Source organism: Agrobacterium sp. ICMP 6402, from assembly GCF_009498615.1.
In the GTDB taxonomy this organism is placed as follows: Bacteria; Pseudomonadota; Alphaproteobacteria; order Rhizobiales; family Rhizobiaceae; genus Agrobacterium; species Agrobacterium burrii.
The window spans coordinates 44,348-65,077 of record NZ_QSNV01000015.1 but is presented as its reverse complement, the minus strand read 5'-3'; the positions used below and the strand labels follow the sequence as shown (position 1 = coordinate 65,077).

The following is a 20,730-nucleotide window of genomic DNA, read 5'->3' as shown; positions in this document are numbered from 1 at the left end:
TGATGCCGCTCCCGAACGCTCTTCTCTCCGTCCGTGATCTTGCCATTTCCTATCGGAACAACCAGAGGTCCGGTCGTGCCGTGGATGGACTGGACTTCGACCTTGCGCCGGGCGAGGCGCTGGCGCTAGTCGGCGAGTCGGGTTGCGGAAAGTCTTCGGTGGCGCTGTCGCTTCTCGATCTTCTGCCGCGCAGCACCACTCGGACGGGACAAGTGCTGTTCAACGGCAGCGATCTCGCAGTTCTGCCGGCGCAGGAACTCCGCCGCATCCGCGGGCGAGAGATCGGCATGATCTTCCAGGAGCCGATGACCTCGCTCAACCCGGTCTACACCGTCGGGCGGCAGATTGCCGAGATCCTGCAGGAACATACGTCGATTTCGCGGCGGGCGGCCCGGTTTCGGGCAATAGAGCTGCTCGATTTGGTTTCCCTTGCAGATCCCGCAACCAAAGTCGACGCCTATCCCCACGAGCTGTCCGGCGGCCAGCGGCAGCGGGTGATGATCGCCATGGCGGTCGCCCTTGAGCCGCGCCTTCTGATCGCAGACGAGCCGACGACCGCGCTCGACGCCACCACGCAGGCGCAGATCCTGGCGCTGATCGACCGGTTGCGCCGTGAGATGGGGACGTCGCTCCTGCTGATCAGCCACGACCTGCCCCTGGTGCGGCGATGGACGGATCGGGTCATCGTCATGCATCACGGCAAGCAGATGGAGCTCCTGCCGGCGGCGGCGATGTTCGAAGGCAGCCACCATCCCTATACGCGCGGCCTGATCGCCGCTTCGGTGCGCTTGAACGATGGTCGGCATGCCAGCACGCAGCGGCTGAGCGAAGTCCATGCGCGGCGTCAGCCCGATGGCGAGTTCCGTTTCGATCTCGAAACACCGCATTTATCGCAGCCCGCCCTAAGGAATGAAAGGGCTGGAAGCGAAGCGATCTTCGAGGTGTCGGACCTTTGCGTCTCCTATCCGGGAGCCAAGACGCCTGCCGTCAACGGCGTGTCGCTGACCATTGGACGCGGCGAAACGCTGGGGTTGGTCGGAGAGTCAGGAAGCGGGAAATCGTCCTTATCGCGTGCCGTGATGGGACTGATCCCGTTTACCGGCGATGTGCGCCTCGATGGACACTCTCTCGGAAAGGGTTTCGACCAGGCAGCACGCCGCCGCGTGCAGATGGTATTTCAGGATCCCTATGCCTCACTGAATCCCCGCCATACCGTTGCCGAAATCCTGAGCCGACCGATGAAGCTCCACGGACTCGACAATCGCGAGGCACGCTTGAGGCAGATGCTCGATCTCGTCAAACTGCCTGCCGGTTCCGCGGACCGCTTGCCGCACGAGTTTTCGGGCGGCCAGCGGCAGCGGATCGGCATTGCCCGCGCCCTGATCCTGAAGCCGGATGTGGTGATCTGCGACGAAGCCGTTTCGGCGCTGGACGTCTCGATCCAGGCGCAGATCCTCAACCTACTCGCCGATCTAAAGCAGGAGCTCGGGCTATCGATCCTGTTCATTTCGCATGACCTTGCAGTGGTCCAGTATGTCTCGGACCGGGTCATGGTGATGCGAAATGGCGATGTTGTGGAGACCGCGAACCGTCATGACATCTGGGCAAGCCCACAGCATCCGTATACACGACAGCTGATTGCTGCAGCCGCTTGAGCATGAAGGCAGTCTGGTGACGATAACCCATTCCAGCCACTGGGGCGCGTTTGAGGCGGAGGTCGAAGCCGGACGGCTGGTCTCGGTCAAGCCCCTCAGTACCGATGCGGATCCGTCTCCGATCCTCGACGCTCTGCCCGGCATGGTGCACAGCTCTATGCGTGTCGCGCGGCCGATGATCCGGAAAGGCTGGCTGGAAAACGGACCTGGACCGGCAGAAGGCGCGCGTGGCCGCGACAGTTTCGTTGCTGTGCCATGGGATGAAGCGCTCGACATGATCGCAGGTGAAATCCGCCGTATCCGCGATAGTCAGGGAAACGAAGCGCTTTTCAGCGGATCATACGGCTGGGCGTCTGCAGGACGCTTTCATCACGCTAAGACACAGCTGCAGCGCTTCTTCAATCTGATCGGCGGCTCGACCACACAGATCGGCAGCTACAGCTATGCAGCCGGACAGACCCTGCTGCCGCATATTGTCGGCTCGATCGATCCATTGGTCGGGCCGCTTTCCTCATGGGACGGTATCGTTGCCGACACGCGCATTCTGGTCGCCTTCGGCGGCATTCCGCTCAAGAATGCCCAGGTTGAAGCCGGGGGAACTGCCGAGCATACAACCGGCCCGTGGCTTGAACGCGCCCGCCGAGCCGGCATCCGGATCGTCAATATCAGCCCGATCCGCGACGATATCGGATCCAAGTTTGGTGCGGAATGGATATCGATCCGGCCTGGCACCGATACCGCCATGCTCTTGGCGATGGCCTATGTCCTCCAGTCCGAAGGACGGCACGACCGAGCGTTCCTCGACACCTATTGCGTCGGCTTCGACCAGTTTGCCGAATACCTGCGCGGCGCGGTCGATGGGATTGCCAAGACGCCCGAATGGGCTGCAAGCCTGACAGGCGTTCCGGCGGAGACGATCACAAATCTTGCGCGCGCAATGGCGGGCGAGCGCAGCATGATCAACCTCGCCTGGAGCCTCCAGCGAGCCGACAAGGGCGAGCAGCCCTATTGGGCCGCAATCTCCCTTGCCTGCCTGATCGGCCAGATCGGGCTGCCGGGCGGGGGCTTTGGTTTTGGGTACGGCACAGAGGCCGGCATGGGAAATCCGCGTCGGCCGATACCGCTTCCGACGCATCAGGCCGGCCAAAATCCTTGTCCGAGCGCCATACCGGTCGCCCGGATTGCCGATATGCTGCTTGCTCCCGGAACGCCCTACGAATTCGACGGTGGCAGGTATCTCTACCCGGATACGCGGCTGATATATTGGTGTGGCGGCAACCCGTTCCATCACCATCAGGACCTGAACAGGCTCGTTCAGGCCTTCCAGATGCCGGATACGATTATAGTCAACGAATGCTGGTGGACGGCGACGGCAAAACACGCGGATATCGTCCTGCCTGCCACGACGACACTTGAACGCAACGACATCGGAGCCTCGAAACGTGACCGACATCTGATCGCCATGAAGCAGGCGATTGCGCCTGTCGGGGAGGCGAGAAGCGATTTCGCGATCTTTTCGGCATTGGCCGCGCGCTTTGATTTGAAAAACGCCTTCACGGAAGAGCGAAACGAACGTGCATGGCTGGAGAAACTCTATGAAGATGCACGAGTTGGCGCACGTGGCCACGATGTGGAGCTGCCACCGTTCGATGTGTTCTGGCGAGACGCAGTTGTTGCGGTGCCGGGGCCTGACGAGCCCTATACGCTGTTCTCGGCTTTTCGAAGCGAACCCGAAAGACACCCTTTAGATACACCATCCGGGAAGATAGAAATATTCTCGGAGCGCATCGCAAGCTTCGACTATGACGATTGTCCCGGCAATGCGGTTTGGTTGGAGCCGGAAGAGTGGCTTGGCGCCGATGCGGCGCGAACCTATCCTTTGCATCTGATCTCCAACCAGCCTAAGACCAGGCTACATTCGCAGATGGATGCTGCCGGCCCAAGCCTTGCTTCGAAAATCAAGGGACGAGAGCCGATCTCTATAAATCCCGCCGATGCTGAGGAACGTGGGCTAGAGGCCGGAGATATCTGCCGGGTTTTTAACGCCCGTGGCGCTCTCCTGGCAGGTGTCGTCATCGATTCCGGTGTTATGCAGGGGGTGGTGCAGTTGTCCACCGGCGCCTGGTTCGACCCTGACGTCGATCTTGAGCTGGAGCGGCACGGCAACCCGAATGTACTGACGGAAGATCGAGGTACGTCAAGGCTTGCCCAAGGACCCATTGCCCAGAGTTGCCTGGTTCAACTCGAAAAATGGTCAGAACCGCTCCCGGTCGTCAAAGCCTTTACGCAACCTCGATACCGTCGCATGGAGGGTATCCAAATTGGTGATATAAAGCGATAGCGTATGCCTGTTCCAGGCTGGCAGCGCATGCTTTAAAACCATTACGAAATCTGTGGCTTCATAAAACAAGTACGGCAAAGAAGGTTCGTGTCCGTTCAAGGCGAAGACACCCGCTCGGCGGCCCCCTTTGTAACTAAGCCGAGACGAACGCCCACGCGCCTGAGCTCTTTTAAGGGGTGCTTGCGGGAGGGGGCGGAATGCTACGCTCTCATTTCAAACCTGCCGAACAACGGAGCCGATCGTGTTGACGACAATGCGGGCAGCTGTCAGCGCTGACATGCCGTCAATGTCAGCGGGTGGATAGAGCTCGACAAGATCGAATCCTACGAGCCTTGCCCGGCTCCCCACGCCTGCAATCAGATCGATGACCTGCGTATAGGTGAGGCCACCGGGGGTGCGCGCCGCCACACCAGGCATGATGCTGGGATCGAGGCTATCGCAGTCGAGAGTGACGACGACCCGCGTTCCTTCCGGAATATGCCGAAGAGCGGCTTCGACGCCACGTGTGTGAATCTCACGAGCCGTTACAAAATGGCTGCCATAGCGTCGTGCCGCGTCAACATCGCCAGACGTGCGCTGCCAACACTGCGCAGGCCGACTTGCACGATGCCCGCGACATGCGGCATCTCACTCGCCCGACGCATAGGGCTGGAATAGCCGTAGCGTTCGCCGTGGACCTCGTCGCGCCAGTCGATATGGGCATCGATCTGCAAAACCTAGACAGGGCCGTCTTCTCTGAAGCTGGCGAGAAAGGGAAATGTCACAGAACAATCGCCGCCGAGCAGGATTGGTACGGGGACTTCACGCGTCTTCGCCTCGATACGGTCGCGATTGCCGTCATTGTCATGCATGGTGGTCTGGATGTCGCCAGCATCAATACAGCATCCCGGCTCGCCGTTAAAAAGCGGCCCTCCAAGATCAAAATCCCAATGCTCTACGAGTGTGGCATCGTCCTGGCTTGCGGCGCGAATCGCGTCAGCTGCCAGGGTGTAGGCGCTACTGTCCTTGCCCGGATAGGTGCTGCCATGACCAACACCAAATATCACCATACGGGGCATTCGGTCGTCGCCAAGAGTAGCGGGGAAACCGAGAAAAGAGGATGAGATGTTCATTGGGGCGGTCCTGAAAAGGTGAAATTCTGCTTTTAGGCAAGCATGGTGAGTAGTTGACGAGTGTCGCATCCTACACCAAACCGAGGACCCGTTGTCCGTAATCCCAAAGTTCCCCCTTGGGGCCGACATATCGATCGAGAGTGACGCGATTGATCCCGAGTTCTTGCACAGACCGGAAACCGAGGTGTCGCGCTGCGCCAACGGCTTGGGCAAGACACCTGCGCTTTAGTGAGAGCGAATTTCGTCCACTTTTGCGACCGCGTGCTCTGGCGGCGGCGATGGTGGCCATCGTGCGTTCCCGGATCAGGTCCCGTCCGAATTCGGCCAGGCTGCTGTCTTTGCTCAATCGCAACATGGAAGCTCTTATCAAGCAGCACATGATCGTCGAGACTATCTCCTCATTCTCTTCGAGCGCTTTAGGAAAAACTGAGGGACGCCAGTTTCATGGTTAAATGAAGATCAAGCATCTTACGCAACTCTTCGAGCTCTGTCGCGACTTTCAGTCGGCAAGCCGCAATAGTTCAAGACCGCCATGAGATTACCGGAAGCCGGTTCAGTTAACGGAGACGTTCGGGATATAACCAAGAATGCTGATCAGCGTGCTGACCGCGCTCATCTGGGCGTGCATCTCGATGCTGGCCTCAATGAAACGGATATGCTGAGGGCCGCCGGCTTCTTTTCCGGTTTTGTAGGTCTCTGGCAGACACTGGAACAGTTCATCAGCTTTTTCCACCAACTGCCGGTGTGTCCGGATAGCATCGATCGTGATTGCTTCCAGGTCCGCTGGAGGTAGTCCACGCGTCAGCCCAACCAATGGGCGAAGCTCGACCTTCTTCGTCAATGTTGCATCTTCCGATTCCATTCCTGACCTAACCCTGGTTTTGTCTGCGGTGCGCCCCCGCTGACGTTGAACCCTTTGAACCCAAGCCGGGGGTTAGAATCCGAGATGAATCGGCCCTGAGACCTTTAGCACCGAGGCGCCTGGACATGCGTCACAGGCCCCCGGCCACAAGGTCAGAGGGTTCCTGGCACCGTTTCGGTCAGCGCCAACCGTTCATCTGCGGATTCTAAGCCGCAACACAGCGCGTACTGCGTCATGCCCCTTATAAGAGCCATTCCAAAGAGATGCCAGCGCCGAACGACAGAACGACGGTGCAAATCTTCACATGCCTGCGGCGACGGAAGGCACGAAATACCCTAATGCCTGCAGTTTTGAAGAAGAAATCATAGCCGCCTTGCGACCGAAGATAGAATGCATTCTTGAGGATGACGACACGTGGTTGTTTTCCGCCACGCTCTCGTTGAGGAGCGATTCGCCTGGGGCGCGCACCGAACAAATTTTCTCCTGACCAGCGCTCATCCACGCAGAAGCGAGGAGCTTGTTCCTCACTTCTCGCGCGCGCCGATGCCAGAAAGGTCGATCCGAATACCGGCCTTGTTCGGATCGACCCGCTCCGCCCCAAGTGCAGGATCGATGTTGCCGCCCTTCATCTTGTAACTGCCGACTTCGGACGTTTCCGATTTCACCGTTGATTCCGGCTCTGGCAGCTTCACGTCGCCGGGATCGGCTGCCCGGAACACGGCTGCCCCTTCGAAGTACCCGGTCTGCCAGGCAATGATCGCATCGTCGAACACCTGTGGCAGAACGTCCTTGTCGGTCGGATTGCCGTACCATTTGGTGACGATGCGATAGACCTTCGCGAACAGAGCGGTTCCGGTCCGAAGATTGGCGCAGGCATCGACAAGGTCGGATTTCAGCTCGCCAGCTTCCACGACACCGAGACCGGCCGGATATTGCGTGACGCCCACGCGCACGACGTTTCGGCCGACATGCTGGCCGATGAGGTTCATTGCCTCGTCCGCCGTCGCGGGCTTCGGGACGAGCACGACACGATTGCCCGAGCGGACCGTAACAGCCAGCGGATCCTGCGACCCTGCCCGCTCGATGAACTGTTCGACGACCGCCGGCTTCAGCGCGGGATCGCTGCATTCCTTGATGAGTGCGGCATCGACCATCGCGACTATATCCCTATATGTTGAACGCTGTGACGACGGGCAGTCCGAACAGGTTTGCCCAGGCGATCACGCTCGCTTTCTGAATGGCGACGATCGACGTTCCGGCGGTCCACCAGCCGTTTCCGGTCGCGACGATGACGTCCGGCGAATTCAGCATTGACTGCAGGACGGGCCAGAGGATGAGTTGTTCGTAGCAGATCAGCGGCGCAATCCTGTTTCCATCGATCTCGACGGCAGGATTGTCGAACAAACGCGCGCGAGCTCCACCGTCCCGCCCGGCCCACGTCCGCCACGGCTGCCACATCGAAACCGGAACCGGCATGCGCTCGCGATAGAGGACGCGGTCTCCACCAGCCGAGATCGCCACCATGACATTGTCATAACCGCTGGCATCGAGGACCGCCGCGCCGGTGATCACAGTGAGCTCCGAGCCTCGCAGACCTTGCTGCCAGAGCCGCGCGACGGTCGGCGTCCAGAAGCCCAGTGCACTTTCGGGAAGAACGATGAACCGTGTTTTCACTGATGCCGCCGCGAGCACCGTTGCGATCAGCTCACGGTGATAGTCCAGCGTGCTGTCTCGTCCGAGGCTCTCGCCCTGTTCGAGGTCGACGCCCTTCCAACCCTCGGGTAGATTCGGGGATGTCCACGTGGCAGTGGACCAGAACCAGAATCCTCCCAGGACAATGGCGGCAGCCGGCCAATATCGCGATGTCATCATCGCGAGGCCGGCTGTCATCGCGCCAAGCCCCCACCATCCCCATCCTGGAAAGAGCACACCCATAGCGGTGAGCGGATGCGCCCAGCCGGTTATGCCGAGGGGCGGCAGTCCCAAGAGCATCGCCGCCGCCAGATAGCGCGCCGCCCTGGCCATTCCCGGTCGACCTTTTCCAGATGGCTGCCCTTCCGGTCGCGCCTTCCAGAGCACCGCATGCACGCCGGCGAAGGAGAGCGAAGCAGCTGTCCAAAGCAGGAGCCCAGGCCAGAGATCGGCGGCATAGAAGTTGGCGACGCCCTGCGGCAGCCCACGCGAGGCAGCCAGAAAATATCCGGCCGACACGAGTACCGCCGTCAGCCGCGACGGCGACATCGCCCATAGCGCCGGAAACAACGCAGCGACAGGAAGGGCCAGCACATTGCCGCTCCAGGCAATCCAGCCGCAGGCGACAGATACGGCGATGAGCAGGCAGGATCGCCGCCAGTTATTATGGATCGAAGGTGAGGACCGGCCGCGCCAGGCCGAGAAGGCCCGTATCGGGAACCGGCCCGAAGTACCGAGAGTCATAGGAGCTCGCAAAGGATGAGTGAAGAAACAGATTTCTCAGTGGCACGATGCCGCCCGTGTACGGCGTGAGCGCCCTGCCCTCGCCATCGCTTTGTCGGATGATCGATGAAGGAAGAGGCGTGCCGTCGACAGTGACATTCGCGCCGATTTCAATGTGCTGTCCCGGAAGTGCCGCCACTGTCTTGATCAGCGGCGCAAAGCCACTGGGGCAGAGGCCACGGCGAAGATAACCGCGGCGACGTGCGTCCTCGAATGGCGCGGTCGCCGGCGGGCAGATGAACACGAGATTGCCGGCCTCGACCGGACGCTGGAGAGCCACGATACGCCAGAGTCCAAGCGGCTCGCTCGGCGTCAGGTTCAACCGATAGCCGCCCATAGATGCGATAGCTGTCAGACCGGCGATCACTCCGCCCGCGCCGGCCAGGAACAGGAATATTCCGCGGCGCGTCATTGCTTCATCACCGGAGACTGGCGCTGCGTCAGGCGCAGCTCCTCTGCCTGCTTCAGCGTCTGTGTCGTGCGCTCGTGAGCAGCAATCTGCTGCGCTGTCCGCATCACCGGCCAGGCTTCCTTCAGCTGTTCCTTTTGCGCCGGCCGCATCCCGTTGGAGAGTTTGTCGAAGAGCGGGCCAGACGGTTGACGCGCGGCATTGGTGAGCAGCGTGCGTTCGCCAAAGCGTTCGGTGACGGCCTTGCTGAAGCCGTCGATCTCCAGCTTGGTCTCGCGATTGCTCAGCACATATCCTAGAGCTGCGGGCAGATCGTTCCGGTCGATCGCGTCGCGCACACGCTCAAGCACCACGCGCGCCGCCGGTGACAGTGCCGGAATGTCGATCGACACACGCTGGCGCAGAGCCTGTTCATCCGTCTGCAGCCGCTGAGCTGCATTCTCGCGCATCCTCAGATATTGCTCGAGGTCGCGCTTCAGAGCGGGGACATTCAGTTCGGCGATGCGGCGGTCCTCGCGATCGGTCTTGCTGGCGAGAATACCGGTCTTGCCCTTCAATGGTCCGATGGACGCCGGCTCTGCTTCAAGCTTTTGAAGCACCTGGAGTGCGCTATCTTTGTCGGCCAACACTGCATCAAAGTTCATGGCGCGGAAGGCGGTTTCGGGATCAGCGAAGACGTAAGCGAAGCGCGTCGAGACCTCCTCCCATTGCCGCTTCAGGGCGGGATCGGTACCGAGCCTGTCACCTACTGTATCAGCAACAGAACCGGGGAATGTCTTGATGCCTGCAACCATGGGCGCGGCCTCCTTCATCGTTTGGGTTTTCGGGGGATGGTGCAGACCGAGACGCTCTGCAAAGACTGCAAGGCGCTGGCCAAGCTCGTCCAATCTCGTCTTCTGGCGCAGCGTCCAGTCGAGTTGGTCGCGTAGCAGCGTACGCGCTACCTGGACAATGTTGAGGCCACGGTTTTCTGCGTACCGCAGCGCCTCGCGGTAGAGCGATCCGCGCTCGTAATCGAGCGTGGTCTCCTTGGCATTTTTTCGGGAGAGAACTTTACTGAGCCCGCCGTTGAAGGCGAATGACCGGCGGCCGTAGTAAAGCTGCAAATCTTCGCGATGGCGGGTCATCGCCACATAGGTCAGATGCCGGTCGAGGGAGAGGCTTGCCAACACCTTCACGCGGTCGACGGTAGCCCCTTGCGATTTATGGATCGTGGTGGCGTAACCATGATCGAGATTGCTGTAGAAGCGTTGCTCGACGATGACCCGCCGCCGCTGGTCACCTTCTCCGATGACAGCAACGATCCTGTTCGGTGCGGCCTCAATGATATGAGCGATCATGCCGTTCTTGACGCCGAGCGATCCTTCGTTCTTCAGGAAGACGATCTGGTCGCCCGCGTCGAACTGGCGAATGCCGTCAGCCGTTTTGAAGACATGGCCCTCACCGACAATGCCGCGTTCGACGAGTTTTTCCCGGGCCATTTGGTTCAGCATGCGCACGTCACGACGTAGATGCGCGAGGATCAATGTTGTCTTGGTGTGATCGTAATCGTGGTTCCAGTCACCGATCAGCCGCTCGACCGCCTCGGCCTTGAGGCGCGTTCCCGTGATCCTGACATTGGCATCATAGGCAGTCAGCGCCTTTTCCACGTTGCCTCGGGCCAGATCGAGTGACGCCTTGCGCATCCAGTCCTCGCGCTGGCGATATATCGTCTCCAGTTCGGCGTAACCGATCCGGTCGACGATAGCGCGGAAGGCAGCGCCCGCCTCGATCGGCTGGAGCTGTTCGGGATCGCCGACGAGAACGATCTTCGCACCGGCCCTGACGACAGTATCGACGAAGCCGGCCATCTGTTTCGAGGCAACCATGCCCGCCTCGTCCATGACGAAGATGGTCTTGCTGTCCAGAACATCACGTCCCCGATTCCATCGCAGCTCCCATGACGCAAGGGTGCGGCTCTGGATCCCGGCTTCCTTTTCCAACCCCTCCGCCGCCTTGCCGGCCAGCGCGCCACCGACGACCCGATATCCGGCCAGTTCCCAGGCTTCACGGACCGCCTTCATCATCGTGGTCTTGCCCGCACCAGCACGTCCAACCACGGCGGCGATCCGGGCTGGACCGGCGATGCGCTCAATCGCGGTTTTCTGCTCTTCCGAGAGACGCTCATGCCGCCGGAGCGTCGCATCCAGCACCGCCGCCGAAACGGCGTGTGTGTCCTTACCTGACAGCCAGGTCGCCTGCCGCACCATCGTCGCTTCAAGGCGGATCATCGCCCGTGTCGAATAGCGGGCCGGTACCTTCTCCCCAGTGGAAAAATCGATCGTGTCGCGCTGCAGCCGAAGAACCTCGGGGTTCAGGATGATGCGGAGCATCAGCTGCTGGAAGACAGCCGGGTCATCGATGTAGCGATGCAGAACCTTGGCGACATCGCGTTCGTCGAAGACGCTCTTCTCCCGCATGATCAGGTCGAGCACGATCTCTGGACGACGAAGAATACGACGGGCGTTTTCGCCCCGGCGCTCTTCGTTTAACTCTAACCGCTCAAGTTCTGGACGAAAGCCCTGCTCCTGCGCCTTGCGTTCGATGGCCTTGGCGCCGACACCAAGATGGATGGCCGGTTCGAGGTCGATGCCCTGCTTCTCGTAAGAGCGGCCATCAATCCGAAGATCGATCCCGCCGAGCGCCAGATGATGGTTCAGCCGTTCGAACCATCCGTCGCGCAGCACGTTGAAATCGTCCGTCGAACCGGCCCAGAGTTCGTAGAGGATTTTGCCGGATTTCGTGCGAACCGGCTGGCCGTCCTTGGCCGTGACCGCCACCTTCTTGGCCCCGAACCCATCCTCGGTCAGCGGCCGCAATGTGGTCATCAGGTGGATGTGCGGATTGCCTGGATTGTTGTGGTAGACCCAATCGGCAACCATGCCCTTGGCGTGGATGTGTTTTTCCACAAAGTCGCGAACTAACGCGATGTTCTGCTCCGGGGTGAGCTCCAGCGGAAGAGCGATTGTAAGGTCCCGGGCAAGCTGCGCATCGGAGCGTTTTTCAAAATCCTCGACTTTGTTCCAGAAGGCCTCGACCGCTCCAGAGACCGAACGGTCAGCAATCATTGCTCGTGCCCATTTCGGGGCATCAATGGGGAGGACAAACTCCTCGTGCAGCAGGCCCTGCTTGCGCGTGTAATCGATGGTACGGGCCTCGCGCTCGTATTCCATCTTCGCGCAGTGCCGGTAGGCCGCAGACAGCACCACGCTGCGGCCGCCGCCGCGGCTGACGATGCTGGCAGAGAAATGGGCGATGGCCACGGCGATAAAGCTCCCGGTTAGAACCTCGTTCGGCGGGAGCGGTCGGCCCATCTTTGGGCCTGTGAGCAAGGCGTCGTGTCAGCGACGTATAATTGCGCCCTTGGAAGCCGCTCCTTCGGAACGGCCGGGATCATCCACCAAAGCGTGCGATCTGCCGATGTGCAGATCTGCACATTCCCTTTCATGACATCCGGAGGAATTCTGGCGTCGCGAGTGCAACGCCAGAATCTCAAGGAGAACCAACCGGAATGAAAAAACCGTCATCGAAGATCAGGGAAGAAATCGCCAGACTGCAGGACCAACTGAAACAGGCCGAGACACGCGAGGCCGAGCGCATCGGGCGGATCGCGCTAAAAGCCGGGCTTGGGGAAATCGAGATCGAGGAGGCCGAGCTTCAGGCAGCATTCGAGGACGTCGCCAAGCGGTTTCGCGCAGGTAAAGGAGGTACGACCGGGAAGAGACAAGCCGGAGACAGCCGGACCGGTATCGAGCCGTCCACGACGCTCGCGTCTGGCGCGAATGCGGGCAGCACTGGCGAGGCTTGACCGGATGGCAAAGTCGATGACGTCAGACGCACGCAAGAAGGACACCCGCGAAAAAATCGAACTCGGCGGGCTGATCGTGAAAGCCGGGCTGCGCTACGAAAAGCGGGCACTGCTGCTCGGGCTGTTGATCGACGGCGGCCGCCGGCTCAAGGGCGACGAAGAAGAGCGGTCACGTTTGACCGCCATCGGCGTGGAGGCGTTCGGCCATGACGGTGAATAGACTTTTGCTGTTGATCCTGCCGGCAATCATAATGCTCGCGGCGATGTTCGCGACATCCGGGACGGAGCAGCGACTGGCGGCATTCGGGACGTCCCCGCAGGCGAAGCTGATGCTGGGACGCGCCGGGCTCGCGCTCCCCTACATCGCTGCGGTGGCGATCGGCCTAATTGGCCTCTTCGCCGCGAACGGTTCGGCCAATATCAAGGCCGCCGGTCTGAGCGTGCTTGCCGGAAACGGCGTGGTCATCACCATCGCAACACTGCGCGAGGTAATTCGCCTGAATAGCATCACAAGCAGGGTGCCTGCCGAACAATCGGTTTTGGCCTATGCCGATCCGGTGACGATGATCGGCGTAGGCATTGCCTTCATCAGCGGAATGTTCGCGCTGCGTGTCGCGATCAAGGGCAATGCCGCGTTCGCAACAACAGCGCCCAAACGGATCGGCGGCAAGCGGGCTGTGCATGGCGAGGCCGACTGGATGAAGATCCAGGAGGCGGCAAAACTGTTTCCCGAACCGGGCGGCATCGTCATCGGCGAGCGCTATCGGGTTGATCGGGACAGTGTTGCTACCATGCCGTTTCGCGCTGACGATCGACAAAGCTGGGGCGCTGGCGGCAAGTCGCCGCTGCTCTGCTTCGACGGTTCCTTCGGATCATCGCATGGCATCGTCTTCGCTGGCTCCGGCGGTTTCAAGACGACATCAGTGACGATCCCGACCGCGCTCAAATGGGGCGGCGGGCTTGTCGTTCTGGACCCGTCAAGCGAGGTCGCGCCGATGGTCTACGAGCACCGGCGTCAGGCCGGCCGAAAGGTGATCGTGCTCGATCCGACAGCCGGCGGTGTCGGCTTCAACGCCCTCGACTGGATCGGCCGCCATGGCAGCACGAAGGAAGAGGATATCGTCGCCGTCGCCACATGGATCATGACCGACAATCCGCGGACGGCATCCGCCCGCGACGACTTCTTCAGGGCGTCGGCCATGCAGCTCCTGACGGCGCTGATCGCAGACGTCTGCCTGTCAGGGCACACGGAAGCGGAAGACCAGACGCTGCGCCGTGTCCGCGCCAACCTTTCCGAACCAGAACCCAAGCTGCGCGCGCGTCTGACGAAGATCTACGAAGGGTCTGAATCCGACTTCGTGAAGGAGAATGTGTCGGTCTTCGTCAACATGACACCGGAGACGTTTTCCGGTGTTTATGCCAATGCGGTGAAGGAAACCCATTGGCTGTCCTATCCCAACTATGCCGGACTTGTATCGGGCGACAGCTTTTCGACCGACGATCTCGCCGACGGCGGAACGGACATTTTCATCGCGCTCGACCTGAAGGTGCTGGAAGCCCATCCCGGCCTCGCGCGTGTCGTCATCGGATCGCTACTCAATGCCATTTATAATCGAAATGGCGATGTGAAAGGACGCACCCTCTTCCTGCTCGACGAGGTCGCCAGGCTCGGCTATCTGCGCATCCTCGAAACCGCGCGCGACGCCGGGCGCAAATATGGCACTACGCTGACGATGATCTTCCAGTCCATCGGCCAGATGCGCGAGGCCTATGGCGGGCGGGACGCGACTAGCAAATGGTTCGAATCCGCCTCATGGATCTCGTTTGCCGCGATCAATGATCCTGATACCGCAGACTATATCTCGAAGCGCTGCGGCGATACGACGGTCGAGGTCGACCAGACAAACCGCTCGTCAGGAATGAAGGGATCGTCGCGTTCGCGCTCCCGGCAACTCAGCCGCCGGCCGCTGATCCTGCCGCATGAGGTGCTGCGCATGCGCGCTGACGAGCAGATCGTCTTCACCTCGGGCAATCCGCCGCTGCGGTGCGGCCGCGCCATCTGGTTCCGGCGCGATGACATGAAAGCCTGTGTGGGAACAAACCGCTTCCACCGGGAAGAAAAAGCGCCATGAGGCTGCCCGTGAATATCGCAAAGCTCGAATGCGAACGATCCGGTCAATCACGATGAAACTAAACCTGGCTATCGTTCAAAGACCACCGGAGGAGAAATTTGAATAGAAACGCACCGGGACCTTACCGCAAGCGCGGTCAGTTCAGCCGCCAACGAGATCATGGTCCTGCGGTGAAAAATCGTTCACACCCTCGTCCTTCACCACGAAGAGGTATTCCGATGTTGCTGATGTGGGTCGCAGTGCTCACCGTCGGCGGCGGAATATATCTCGCGCGCACCGGCGGGTTGGACCGGATGGTTGCGCTTGCGTCCGCCCCTGCCGAGGATAGCCTGTCCGGATCGTTTTCGATCTGTGGTGATAGCCGTCGCGTGAACTGCGTCGTGGACGGCGATACATTCTGGTTCCAGAGTGAAAAGATCCGGGTCGCCGACATCGACACGCCTGAACTCAGCCCGCCACGATGCGCAGCTGAACGCATCAAGGGCGAAGCGGCCAAGGCGCGTCTTCGTGTCCTTCTCAGCGCCGGTCGATTTTCGATGAGCGCCGGATTGCGCGACGAGGACCAGTATGGCCGCAAGCTTCGAATCGTCACCCGTGGAGGGCAGTCGCTTGGCGACGTTCTGGTGGCAGAAGGGTTGGCCCGGCGATGGGACGGTGCGCGTCGAAGCTGGTGCGACGACTGACCGACACAAACGTAGCACAACCACCACCATCAGTGAGCGATGATCCGCTATAACTACCCCCCGCGAGATGGATCGTGACCCGGATGGGACGAAACCGCGTCGCGGGTTCGGTGCGCTCGCGCATAGAGCCAGTGCGGCCAAGCCGCCTCGCCCATTCCCGATCGAACTCATCACACAGATGAATCGCTACTACCGGATTGATTCAGAATAGTCGTTGGACGCGCCTTCCAAAGGAAGCGAGAATCCGGCCATGGAGAAAGAGGAAACGGGCCCGGTTCACCTTCACCGCATCGATACGACGCAGAACATGCGGCGCTTCTATATGCTTGCGATCCAGCCAACCCTCTTCGGCGGCGCCTCCGTCATTCGTAACTGGGGCCGGATCGGATCGAGCGGCCAGACAATGGTGGATACCTTCGATCGCGAAGAAGATGCGGATACGGCACTTGCACGCATCGAGCGCTCAAAGAAGCGACGGGGCTATATCAGCGTTCAGCGCAGCAAATAGCCGGCGCCCGACCCGCGGCCGAATGTTTCCTGTGGTTTTCGCAATTCTTGCAGCAAATCCTGCTTTCGTGCCCCTATCCACGCCACATCTTCATCGTCATACGGGAAGGCATCTTTTAACAGAGGAGACTATCCTTCCATGACCACCACCAACGAAATCGCCGACAAGATCGCGGTCGAACAGAACCTGACCAAGACGCAGGCCAAGACGATCGTCGAAAGTGTCTTCAAGCAGATCACGGATGCGGCGCTCGCTGGCGCAGAAACATCGATCCCGTCCTTTGGAAAGTTCAAGCTGAAGGACACTCCGGAGCGTGAAGGCCGCAATCCGGCAACCGGAGCGACGATCAAGATCGCAGCCTCCAAGAAGCTGACCTTTGCGCCTGGCAAAGCGGTTAAGGACGCGTTGAACGGCTGAAGCAATCACGCTGCCGGAAGCGGCAGCATGATGGAAGCCTCCTAGAAAGGAGGCTCCGCGCTGACGCGGCCGTCCTGCTCGGCCTCGATGGCTGCAAGCTCGGCCTGCACCATCTCCAGCTCCGCCGCGATCTGGCGGCGTTCGGCCGGATCGCAGGCATTCCTGAGTTCGGCCTTAAGCTCTTCGCGCTGAATTTCGAGAGAAATCGTCATCGTCGTCTCCTTGACGTTTGTGAAAGACGACGCCGCACGTCATGGCGAAGCGGAGGGGTCCAGCATCGCGGGACGCGACCGCCGGAGGCGGCGAGTGGAGGAGCCGATTTGCGGAAGCCGCCATCGGCGGAAGGAGCAAATTGGAGGCGCCGCTCGTGCTGGACGCCTCCGCTTCGCCATGGCACCCTTGGACGAACTGAGCAGTTCCCCACCTCCCGTATGCCACCAGAAAAGCCGGATGCGGGCTCGATGCCCGCCTCCGGCTTCATCGTGCGAGAAGAAGAAGAGCCCCGCCTCTCGGCGGAGCTCTTCGGGGTGATCAGGTCTCGCGCTTCGGGCGGTTCCAGATGAGGGCGAATTCCCCCTCTTTCTCGCTCGGCCAAAGCGCTGCGGTGATCGGGGCGTTGAAGCTCGGATCGTCGAGCTTGACCGAGATGAAGGGCTCGCCGTCGTTGGAGACCTTGTTCCAGCCCGCCCCGACCTCGACGCCGTTGCCGGCGGTGATGCGGAAGTCCGGAGCGTCGCGGGAGACGCGGTCGATGGGGTTCAGGCGGGCCCGCATGCTGACCGTGAGGGTGCGGACGTTGCCGACGATGGAGTTGTTGCCGTTGGTTGCGAATTCGCCGATGACTGCCATGATCTGTTCCTTTCGGTTTGCTCGGGCCGCGCCCACCGCGGCCTCGATGGCGGTGTAAGGACCGGGGGCGATCGACACCGCACCTGAAGGGCCGCAACGAAGTGTAGGGCGGCCGGAAGCGGCTATTTTGCCTCGCGATGCAAAGGCGGGACCTGGTCCCGCCGGCGGAAAATAGCCGGGACCGGCCGTTGCGGGATGGCGATCGAGACGCAGTCGTCCCGCGGTCACACCAGATCCATCGAGGCATGCGTGGGTACGCCCGTAGACAAGGCGGATGGAGCCTGATCTGGCCTTTGCTCATCGACGGCGTTCAACAGGATGCCAACGGCGACGGCATCGCCGGTCCCGATCATGACGATCCTTGCCGGCCCCGCCCGCCGATCCCTTCGGCGCTTCCGGGAACGCCCTGTCCGCCTCTTCCGGCCCGCGACGGCCGGGTTCGCCGTCGTGCGAATGATCTCCCCTGACGGCGCGAACTTATCCTCGCCTTTGCCGGCGACACGGCTCCAACGTCACACACGCGGCAACTGGCGATGCAGGACGGACGCGGCCCCGCCCCCCTCACGGCACTGCTGAAAGCTGAAGGCTTGTTCCTGCGCCAATGGGTCCATCGTCAGGGCGGGGTTACCCGTGCAACGCCGGAGGCGCCTGGCAGGCGCAGGCGCGCTTTCAGGACTTTTGGTTTGCCGGGAAGCTCCCAGGCATTCCGCAGCGTCGACCGGAACCCGCTGCTACGGGCGGTTGCGTCAGGGGATGGTGTCGATATCCGTCAGCCTGAACTCATCGGCCGTGGCCAGAATGGGCACTTCGTAATATCTGGCGCATGCGTAGTGCAGGCAATCGCCGAGGTTGAGGCCGCGGCGGCCTGAACGATAGCGATGCGCCGCCGACAAAGCGAGACGGGTCGTCTCTGTCGCAGGCGGAAGATCGCGAAGCGCGATGCCTCGTTCATCGAGAAACTCGATCACGATCGGCTCCACCTCCGCCACGGTGAGGTCGAACTTGTCGGCGCGGGCGAGACCAAGCACCGCTTCCAAAACGGCGACCGGGGACGTAAAAGCGCCCTTTGCGGACGCGATTGCAGTGGAGACGCGCTCTGCCTCCGGTTCATCGGAAAGGAGTGCAATGATCGCACAGGCGTCGATGAACATCATCCTTCCCACATCTCGTCGAAGGCCTCGCGCGGAAGCGGCTTCTTCGCCGCGGCGTCGAGTGAGACGCCATGTTTCTTGCGCAGACGCGCGGCGGTCTGGAGCGGGGTTTCGGCGTTCCGCCGGCGCTCGATCGCCTCCTTCATGGCGATGACGATCGCCTCGGTGATGCTGACGCCAGCTATATGCGCGAACTTCCGCGTCAGCGCATCCGCTTCGGGATTGTTGACATTGATGGGCATGATGCCTCCTTGTAGATAAGGTTCAACATTAATGTAGATGCCACGATCTACATTCGCAAGCCTCAATATAGGATTGAAGCGTCCCGCCCCGCCGCCCGACATCAGACGCCGCACATGCCTTCGCATTCGTTCGGCCAGAGGTCGAGCTGCCCCCGATCAGCCGCTGTCGTGAGGTCAGCCCGATCGAGGGGGACGCAGGACCGATGCAGGAACACCTCGCCGCGAATGCCGCGCAGGCCAGTGCGAAGCGTCCGGTCGACCGCGACGGCGTCCGCCCAGGCCTCGACGTCGTGATCGCGCATATGACGCCAACGGGCGTTGTCGTGGAAGGGGCAGCCGATGCACGCCGATTTCGGCGGCTCCGGGTAATCGTGCCGGCGCAGCCAGGCGAGGCAATCGCGCCGGCTCATCCGCCTCTCGATCAGCGGGAAGCGTTTGACCTGCCACGCCTCGAAGCTCGGCTTGGCGCGCACGATCTCGTCTGTCGAAATCCCTATCCAGCATTCGACGACGGGATAAGCCGGCGAGCGCTTTCGAGTGAGACCGGCAAGCGCGCGTACCTTCCGGCGGATCGGTACGATCTTGAAATCCGTCGTGCATTGCCGGCGGATCATGCCGATCGATACGGTCTCGGTCGTCGTCCGGCGTGCCGCGACTTCGACCAGTTCTCCGTCTTCATCCTCATCAAGGACCGGGACCCTCGCGCCGGCCGGGGTGACGGTCTTAGCAAAGGCGGGGATCGAGGCCCAGCGGTTCCCGTCACCGGCGGCCAGCAGCGCGTCGCGGATGTTGCCGGCCGAGACGATATGGACGGGAAACGGCAGCACGTTGCCGGACATCAGCCAATCCAGATGATCATAGACGGCGCGCGGCTCCCAGCCCGTGTCGGCGAATATGGCGCAGTCGGGCATCGGACCGATCTCGCCATGGGCGGCCAGAAGCGCCATCGTCGTGGATTGGACGCCGGCGCCGAGCGAAAGCGCGCGCAGGCGGATCGGGGAAGGCGGATCGCCTTCCCCTTGAACGAGCGGAGCGTGAAGCATCAGGCGGCCTCCCGCTCTGTCTGTGCGTTCGGCTGCAGATCATGCAGGTAAGTCACGGCGCGCTGCGCATGCGCGGCAGCCGAGAAGATCGCCCGCTTGTCGCCCTGGAGGACGCGCAACCACGACTCGACATAGCTGGCATGGTCGGGCCGCGGCTCCAGTTCGGGCACAATACCGAGATCCGCACAAACGAAACTTGCCCCTATGTCGGCGACCATCTCTTCGCGCGCGCGTTCGGTCAGATCCTTGTGGTAGCGGCTGAGGTCGCGGTTGAGCCGGTGGCTTGCGCCGACCCAATGGACACATTCATGTCCGAGGGTCGCATAATAACTCTCTGCGTCCCGGAAGCTCTCGAAAGGCGGCATCTGGATGGTATCACCGGATGGCGAAAAGAACGCCTTCGTCCCGCCATGCCGGACCACCGCGCCGGTGTTGACGAAGAAGCGCTCGGCATGCTCGATGCGGTCCACAGGATCGGCGACCGGCTCGGGCTGGCGATAGTAGTGATCCGGCAGACCATCGATCTGGTCGCAATTGAACACGGTGTAGGCCTTGAGGAACGGTATATCGCGTTCCACCTCGCCGCCGCCGGCGTCCGTCTCGGTCCTCGTGAAACGGCTGGCATAAACGACCGTCGCGCCGCTTTCCCCCTTGCGGATATGCGCCCCAAGCTCGTTCGCCTGCCGCAACGTCATCCATACGGTCGAGGCAAAACCCCGCACTAGGCTCTCCGACCAGAGGAGCAGGACGTTCATGCCTGTGTAAGGCTGGCCATTGAACCGTAGTGGCCTCGTGATGCGGCCTTTGACATTGCCCGCGTTCCAAGGCTGAACCCACGGGCGAACGCCCTTCTCAAGATCGGCGATAATCCGGTCAGTGATCCGCGCATAGACGTCCATGCGCGATCCGCTTTGCTTTGCTCTCATTTTCCTCAACCTCCATCTGGAGGCCGCGACCATCGCGGCCCCGTCACGGAGGTCCTTTTGCCGGGGCGATCAGGGGGC

The 20,730-nt window shown here is 61.3% G+C and carries 19 protein-coding genes and 2 pseudogenes; 8 read left to right on the top strand and 13 right to left on the bottom strand.

Annotation, left to right across the window (positions count from 1 at the left end):
- Positions 1-2: 2 nt before the first annotated feature.
- Together DXT96_RS25500 and DXT96_RS25495 are read left to right on the top strand one after the other, a co-directional pair.
- On the top strand, positions 3-1,655 hold the full coding sequence (locus tag DXT96_RS25500; RefSeq protein WP_153517031.1) for an ABC transporter ATP-binding protein: 1,653 nt from the start codon (positions 3-5) through the stop codon (positions 1,653-1,655).
- Positions 1,639-3,996 carry a molybdopterin guanine dinucleotide-containing S/N-oxide reductase gene (locus DXT96_RS25495; protein ID WP_234903499.1) on the top strand — a complete coding sequence of 786 codons (2,358 nt, stop codon included), beginning with the start codon at positions 1,639-1,641 and terminating at the stop codon, positions 3,994-3,996. The genes DXT96_RS25500 and DXT96_RS25495 overlap by 17 nt, the downstream gene beginning before the upstream one ends.
- 213 nt (positions 3,997-4,209) lie before the next feature.
- Here the strand turns inward: DXT96_RS25495 and DXT96_RS25490 are convergent.
- From DXT96_RS25490 to traA, 7 genes and pseudogenes are all read right to left on the bottom strand, one after another.
- Positions 4,210-5,108 (bottom strand): annotated as a pseudogene (locus DXT96_RS25490) (agmatinase).
- Between the two features lie 70 nt (positions 5,109-5,178).
- A pseudogene (locus tag DXT96_RS27275) lies at positions 5,179-5,442 on the bottom strand (hypothetical protein); the annotation flags it as partial.
- Between the two features lie 219 nt (positions 5,443-5,661).
- Positions 5,662-5,970, bottom strand: a complete 309-nt coding sequence (locus DXT96_RS25480; protein WP_153517029.1) for a transcriptional repressor TraM — start codon at positions 5,968-5,970, stop codon at positions 5,662-5,664.
- Between the two features lie 524 nt (positions 5,971-6,494).
- Entirely contained in the window at positions 6,495-7,124 is a 630-nt protein-coding gene (locus tag DXT96_RS25475) for a TraH family protein (RefSeq protein ID WP_153517028.1), read from the bottom strand.
- Positions 7,125-7,137: 13 nt separating this feature from the next.
- Positions 7,138-8,406 carry a conjugal transfer protein TraB gene (locus tag DXT96_RS25470; RefSeq protein ID WP_153517027.1) on the bottom strand — a complete coding sequence of 423 codons (1,269 nt, stop codon included), beginning with the start codon at positions 8,404-8,406 and terminating at the stop codon, positions 7,138-7,140.
- Complete coding sequence (gene traF, locus DXT96_RS25465; protein ID WP_153517026.1) at positions 8,327-8,857, bottom strand: conjugative transfer signal peptidase TraF; 531 nt, start codon at positions 8,855-8,857, stop codon at positions 8,327-8,329. The genes DXT96_RS25470 and traF overlap by 80 nt, the downstream gene beginning before the upstream one ends.
- On the bottom strand, positions 8,854-12,156 hold the full coding sequence (traA, locus tag DXT96_RS25460; RefSeq protein ID WP_174113225.1) for a Ti-type conjugative transfer relaxase TraA: 3,303 nt from the start codon (positions 12,154-12,156) through the stop codon (positions 8,854-8,856). The genes traF and traA overlap by 4 nt, the downstream gene beginning before the upstream one ends.
- A gap of 248 nt (positions 12,157-12,404) precedes the next feature.
- Between traA and traC the strand changes: the two genes are divergently transcribed.
- From traC to DXT96_RS25430, 6 genes are all read left to right on the top strand, one after another.
- Complete coding sequence (traC, locus tag DXT96_RS25455; RefSeq protein ID WP_153517024.1) at positions 12,405-12,701, top strand: conjugal transfer protein TraC; 297 nt, start codon at positions 12,405-12,407, stop codon at positions 12,699-12,701.
- 4 nt (positions 12,702-12,705) lie between these two features.
- Positions 12,706-12,921, top strand: coding sequence for a type IV conjugative transfer system coupling protein TraD (gene traD, locus DXT96_RS25450; RefSeq protein ID WP_174113224.1), 216 nt, complete (start codon positions 12,706-12,708; stop codon positions 12,919-12,921).
- The gene (gene traG, locus DXT96_RS25445; protein ID WP_153517022.1) at positions 12,908-14,833 is read left to right on the top strand and encodes a Ti-type conjugative transfer system protein TraG; all 1,926 of its coding nucleotides are present in this window, start codon (positions 12,908-12,910) and stop codon (positions 14,831-14,833) included. The genes traD and traG overlap by 14 nt, the downstream gene beginning before the upstream one ends.
- Before the next feature lie 218 nt (positions 14,834-15,051).
- Entirely contained in the window at positions 15,052-15,516 is a 465-nt protein-coding gene (locus DXT96_RS25440; protein WP_153517021.1) for a thermonuclease family protein, read from the top strand.
- A 250-nt stretch (positions 15,517-15,766) separates the two neighbouring features.
- Positions 15,767-16,024, top strand: a complete 258-nt coding sequence (locus DXT96_RS25435; RefSeq protein ID WP_153517020.1) for a WGR domain-containing protein — start codon at positions 15,767-15,769, stop codon at positions 16,022-16,024.
- Between the two features lie 138 nt (positions 16,025-16,162).
- A complete protein-coding gene (locus DXT96_RS25430) occupies positions 16,163-16,441 on the top strand; it encodes an HU family DNA-binding protein (RefSeq protein WP_080868283.1) in 279 nt (92 codons plus the stop codon).
- A 41-nt stretch (positions 16,442-16,482) separates the two neighbouring features.
- On the opposite strand, the gene DXT96_RS27015 is transcribed toward DXT96_RS25430, so the two are convergent.
- The 6 genes from DXT96_RS27015 to DXT96_RS25405 all read right to left on the bottom strand — a co-directional run bounded on the left by DXT96_RS27015 (position 16,483) and on the right by DXT96_RS25405 (position 20,652).
- Positions 16,483-16,653 (bottom strand): hypothetical protein, encoded by a 171-nt coding sequence (locus DXT96_RS27015; protein ID WP_162996216.1) that lies wholly within the window; start codon positions 16,651-16,653, stop codon positions 16,483-16,485.
- A gap of 319 nt (positions 16,654-16,972) precedes the next feature.
- Positions 16,973-17,290, bottom strand: a complete 318-nt coding sequence (locus tag DXT96_RS25425) for a DUF736 domain-containing protein (protein ID WP_153517019.1) — start codon at positions 17,288-17,290, stop codon at positions 16,973-16,975.
- Positions 17,291-18,036: 746 nt separating this feature from the next.
- A complete protein-coding gene (locus DXT96_RS25420) occupies positions 18,037-18,441 on the bottom strand; it encodes a type II toxin-antitoxin system VapC family toxin (RefSeq protein WP_080868282.1) in 405 nt (134 codons plus the stop codon).
- Entirely contained in the window at positions 18,441-18,683 is a 243-nt protein-coding gene (locus tag DXT96_RS25415) for a type II toxin-antitoxin system VapB family antitoxin (protein ID WP_080868281.1), read from the bottom strand. The genes DXT96_RS25420 and DXT96_RS25415 overlap by 1 nt, the downstream gene beginning before the upstream one ends.
- A 101-nt stretch (positions 18,684-18,784) precedes the next feature.
- Positions 18,785-19,726 carry a hypothetical protein gene (locus tag DXT96_RS25410; RefSeq protein WP_080868280.1) on the bottom strand — a complete coding sequence of 314 codons (942 nt, stop codon included), beginning with the start codon at positions 19,724-19,726 and terminating at the stop codon, positions 18,785-18,787.
- Positions 19,726-20,652 (bottom strand): ArdC family protein, encoded by a 927-nt coding sequence (locus DXT96_RS25405; protein WP_153517018.1) that lies wholly within the window; start codon positions 20,650-20,652, stop codon positions 19,726-19,728. The genes DXT96_RS25410 and DXT96_RS25405 overlap by 1 nt, the downstream gene beginning before the upstream one ends.
- Positions 20,653-20,730 lie beyond the last annotated feature (78 nt).

Bases quoted from the DNA above. Each gene is read 5' to 3' on its own strand.
- DXT96_RS25475 (WP_153517028.1), bottom strand. From the start codon at position 7,124: ATGGTCGATGCCGCACTCATCAAGGAATGCAGCGATCCCGCGCTGAAG.
- DXT96_RS25425 (WP_153517019.1), bottom strand. From the start codon at position 17,290: ATGGCAGTCATCGGCGAATTCGCAACCAACGGCAACAACTCCATCGTC.
- DXT96_RS25410 (WP_080868280.1), bottom strand. From the start codon at position 19,726: ATGCTTCACGCTCCGCTCGTTCAAGGGGAAGGCGATCCGCCTTCCCCG.
- DXT96_RS25480 (WP_153517029.1), bottom strand. From the start codon at position 5,970: ATGGAATCGGAAGATGCAACATTGACGAAGAAGGTCGAGCTTCGCCCA.
- DXT96_RS25470 (WP_153517027.1), bottom strand. From the start codon at position 8,406: ATGACTCTCGGTACTTCGGGCCGGTTCCCGATACGGGCCTTCTCGGCC.
- DXT96_RS25420 (WP_080868282.1), bottom strand. From the start codon at position 18,441: ATGTTCATCGACGCCTGTGCGATCATTGCACTCCTTTCCGATGAACCG.
- DXT96_RS25435 (WP_153517020.1), top strand. From the start codon at position 15,767: ATGGAGAAAGAGGAAACGGGCCCGGTTCACCTTCACCGCATCGATACG.
- traG (WP_153517022.1), top strand. From the start codon at position 12,908: ATGACGGTGAATAGACTTTTGCTGTTGATCCTGCCGGCAATCATAATG.
- DXT96_RS25415 (WP_080868281.1), bottom strand. From the start codon at position 18,683: ATGCCCATCAATGTCAACAATCCCGAAGCGGATGCGCTGACGCGGAAG.
- DXT96_RS25500 (WP_153517031.1), top strand. From the start codon at position 3: ATGCCGCTCCCGAACGCTCTTCTCTCCGTCCGTGATCTTGCCATTTCC.
- DXT96_RS25405 (WP_153517018.1), bottom strand. From the start codon at position 20,652: ATGAGAGCAAAGCAAAGCGGATCGCGCATGGACGTCTATGCGCGGATC.
- traD (WP_174113224.1), top strand. From the start codon at position 12,706: ATGGCAAAGTCGATGACGTCAGACGCACGCAAGAAGGACACCCGCGAA.
- traC (WP_153517024.1), top strand. From the start codon at position 12,405: ATGAAAAAACCGTCATCGAAGATCAGGGAAGAAATCGCCAGACTGCAG.
- traF (WP_153517026.1), bottom strand. From the start codon at position 8,857: ATGACGCGCCGCGGAATATTCCTGTTCCTGGCCGGCGCGGGCGGAGTG.
- DXT96_RS25430 (WP_080868283.1), top strand. From the start codon at position 16,163: ATGACCACCACCAACGAAATCGCCGACAAGATCGCGGTCGAACAGAAC.
- DXT96_RS27015 (WP_162996216.1), bottom strand. From the start codon at position 16,653: ATGACGATTTCTCTCGAAATTCAGCGCGAAGAGCTTAAGGCCGAACTC.
- DXT96_RS25440 (WP_153517021.1), top strand. From the start codon at position 15,052: ATGTTGCTGATGTGGGTCGCAGTGCTCACCGTCGGCGGCGGAATATAT.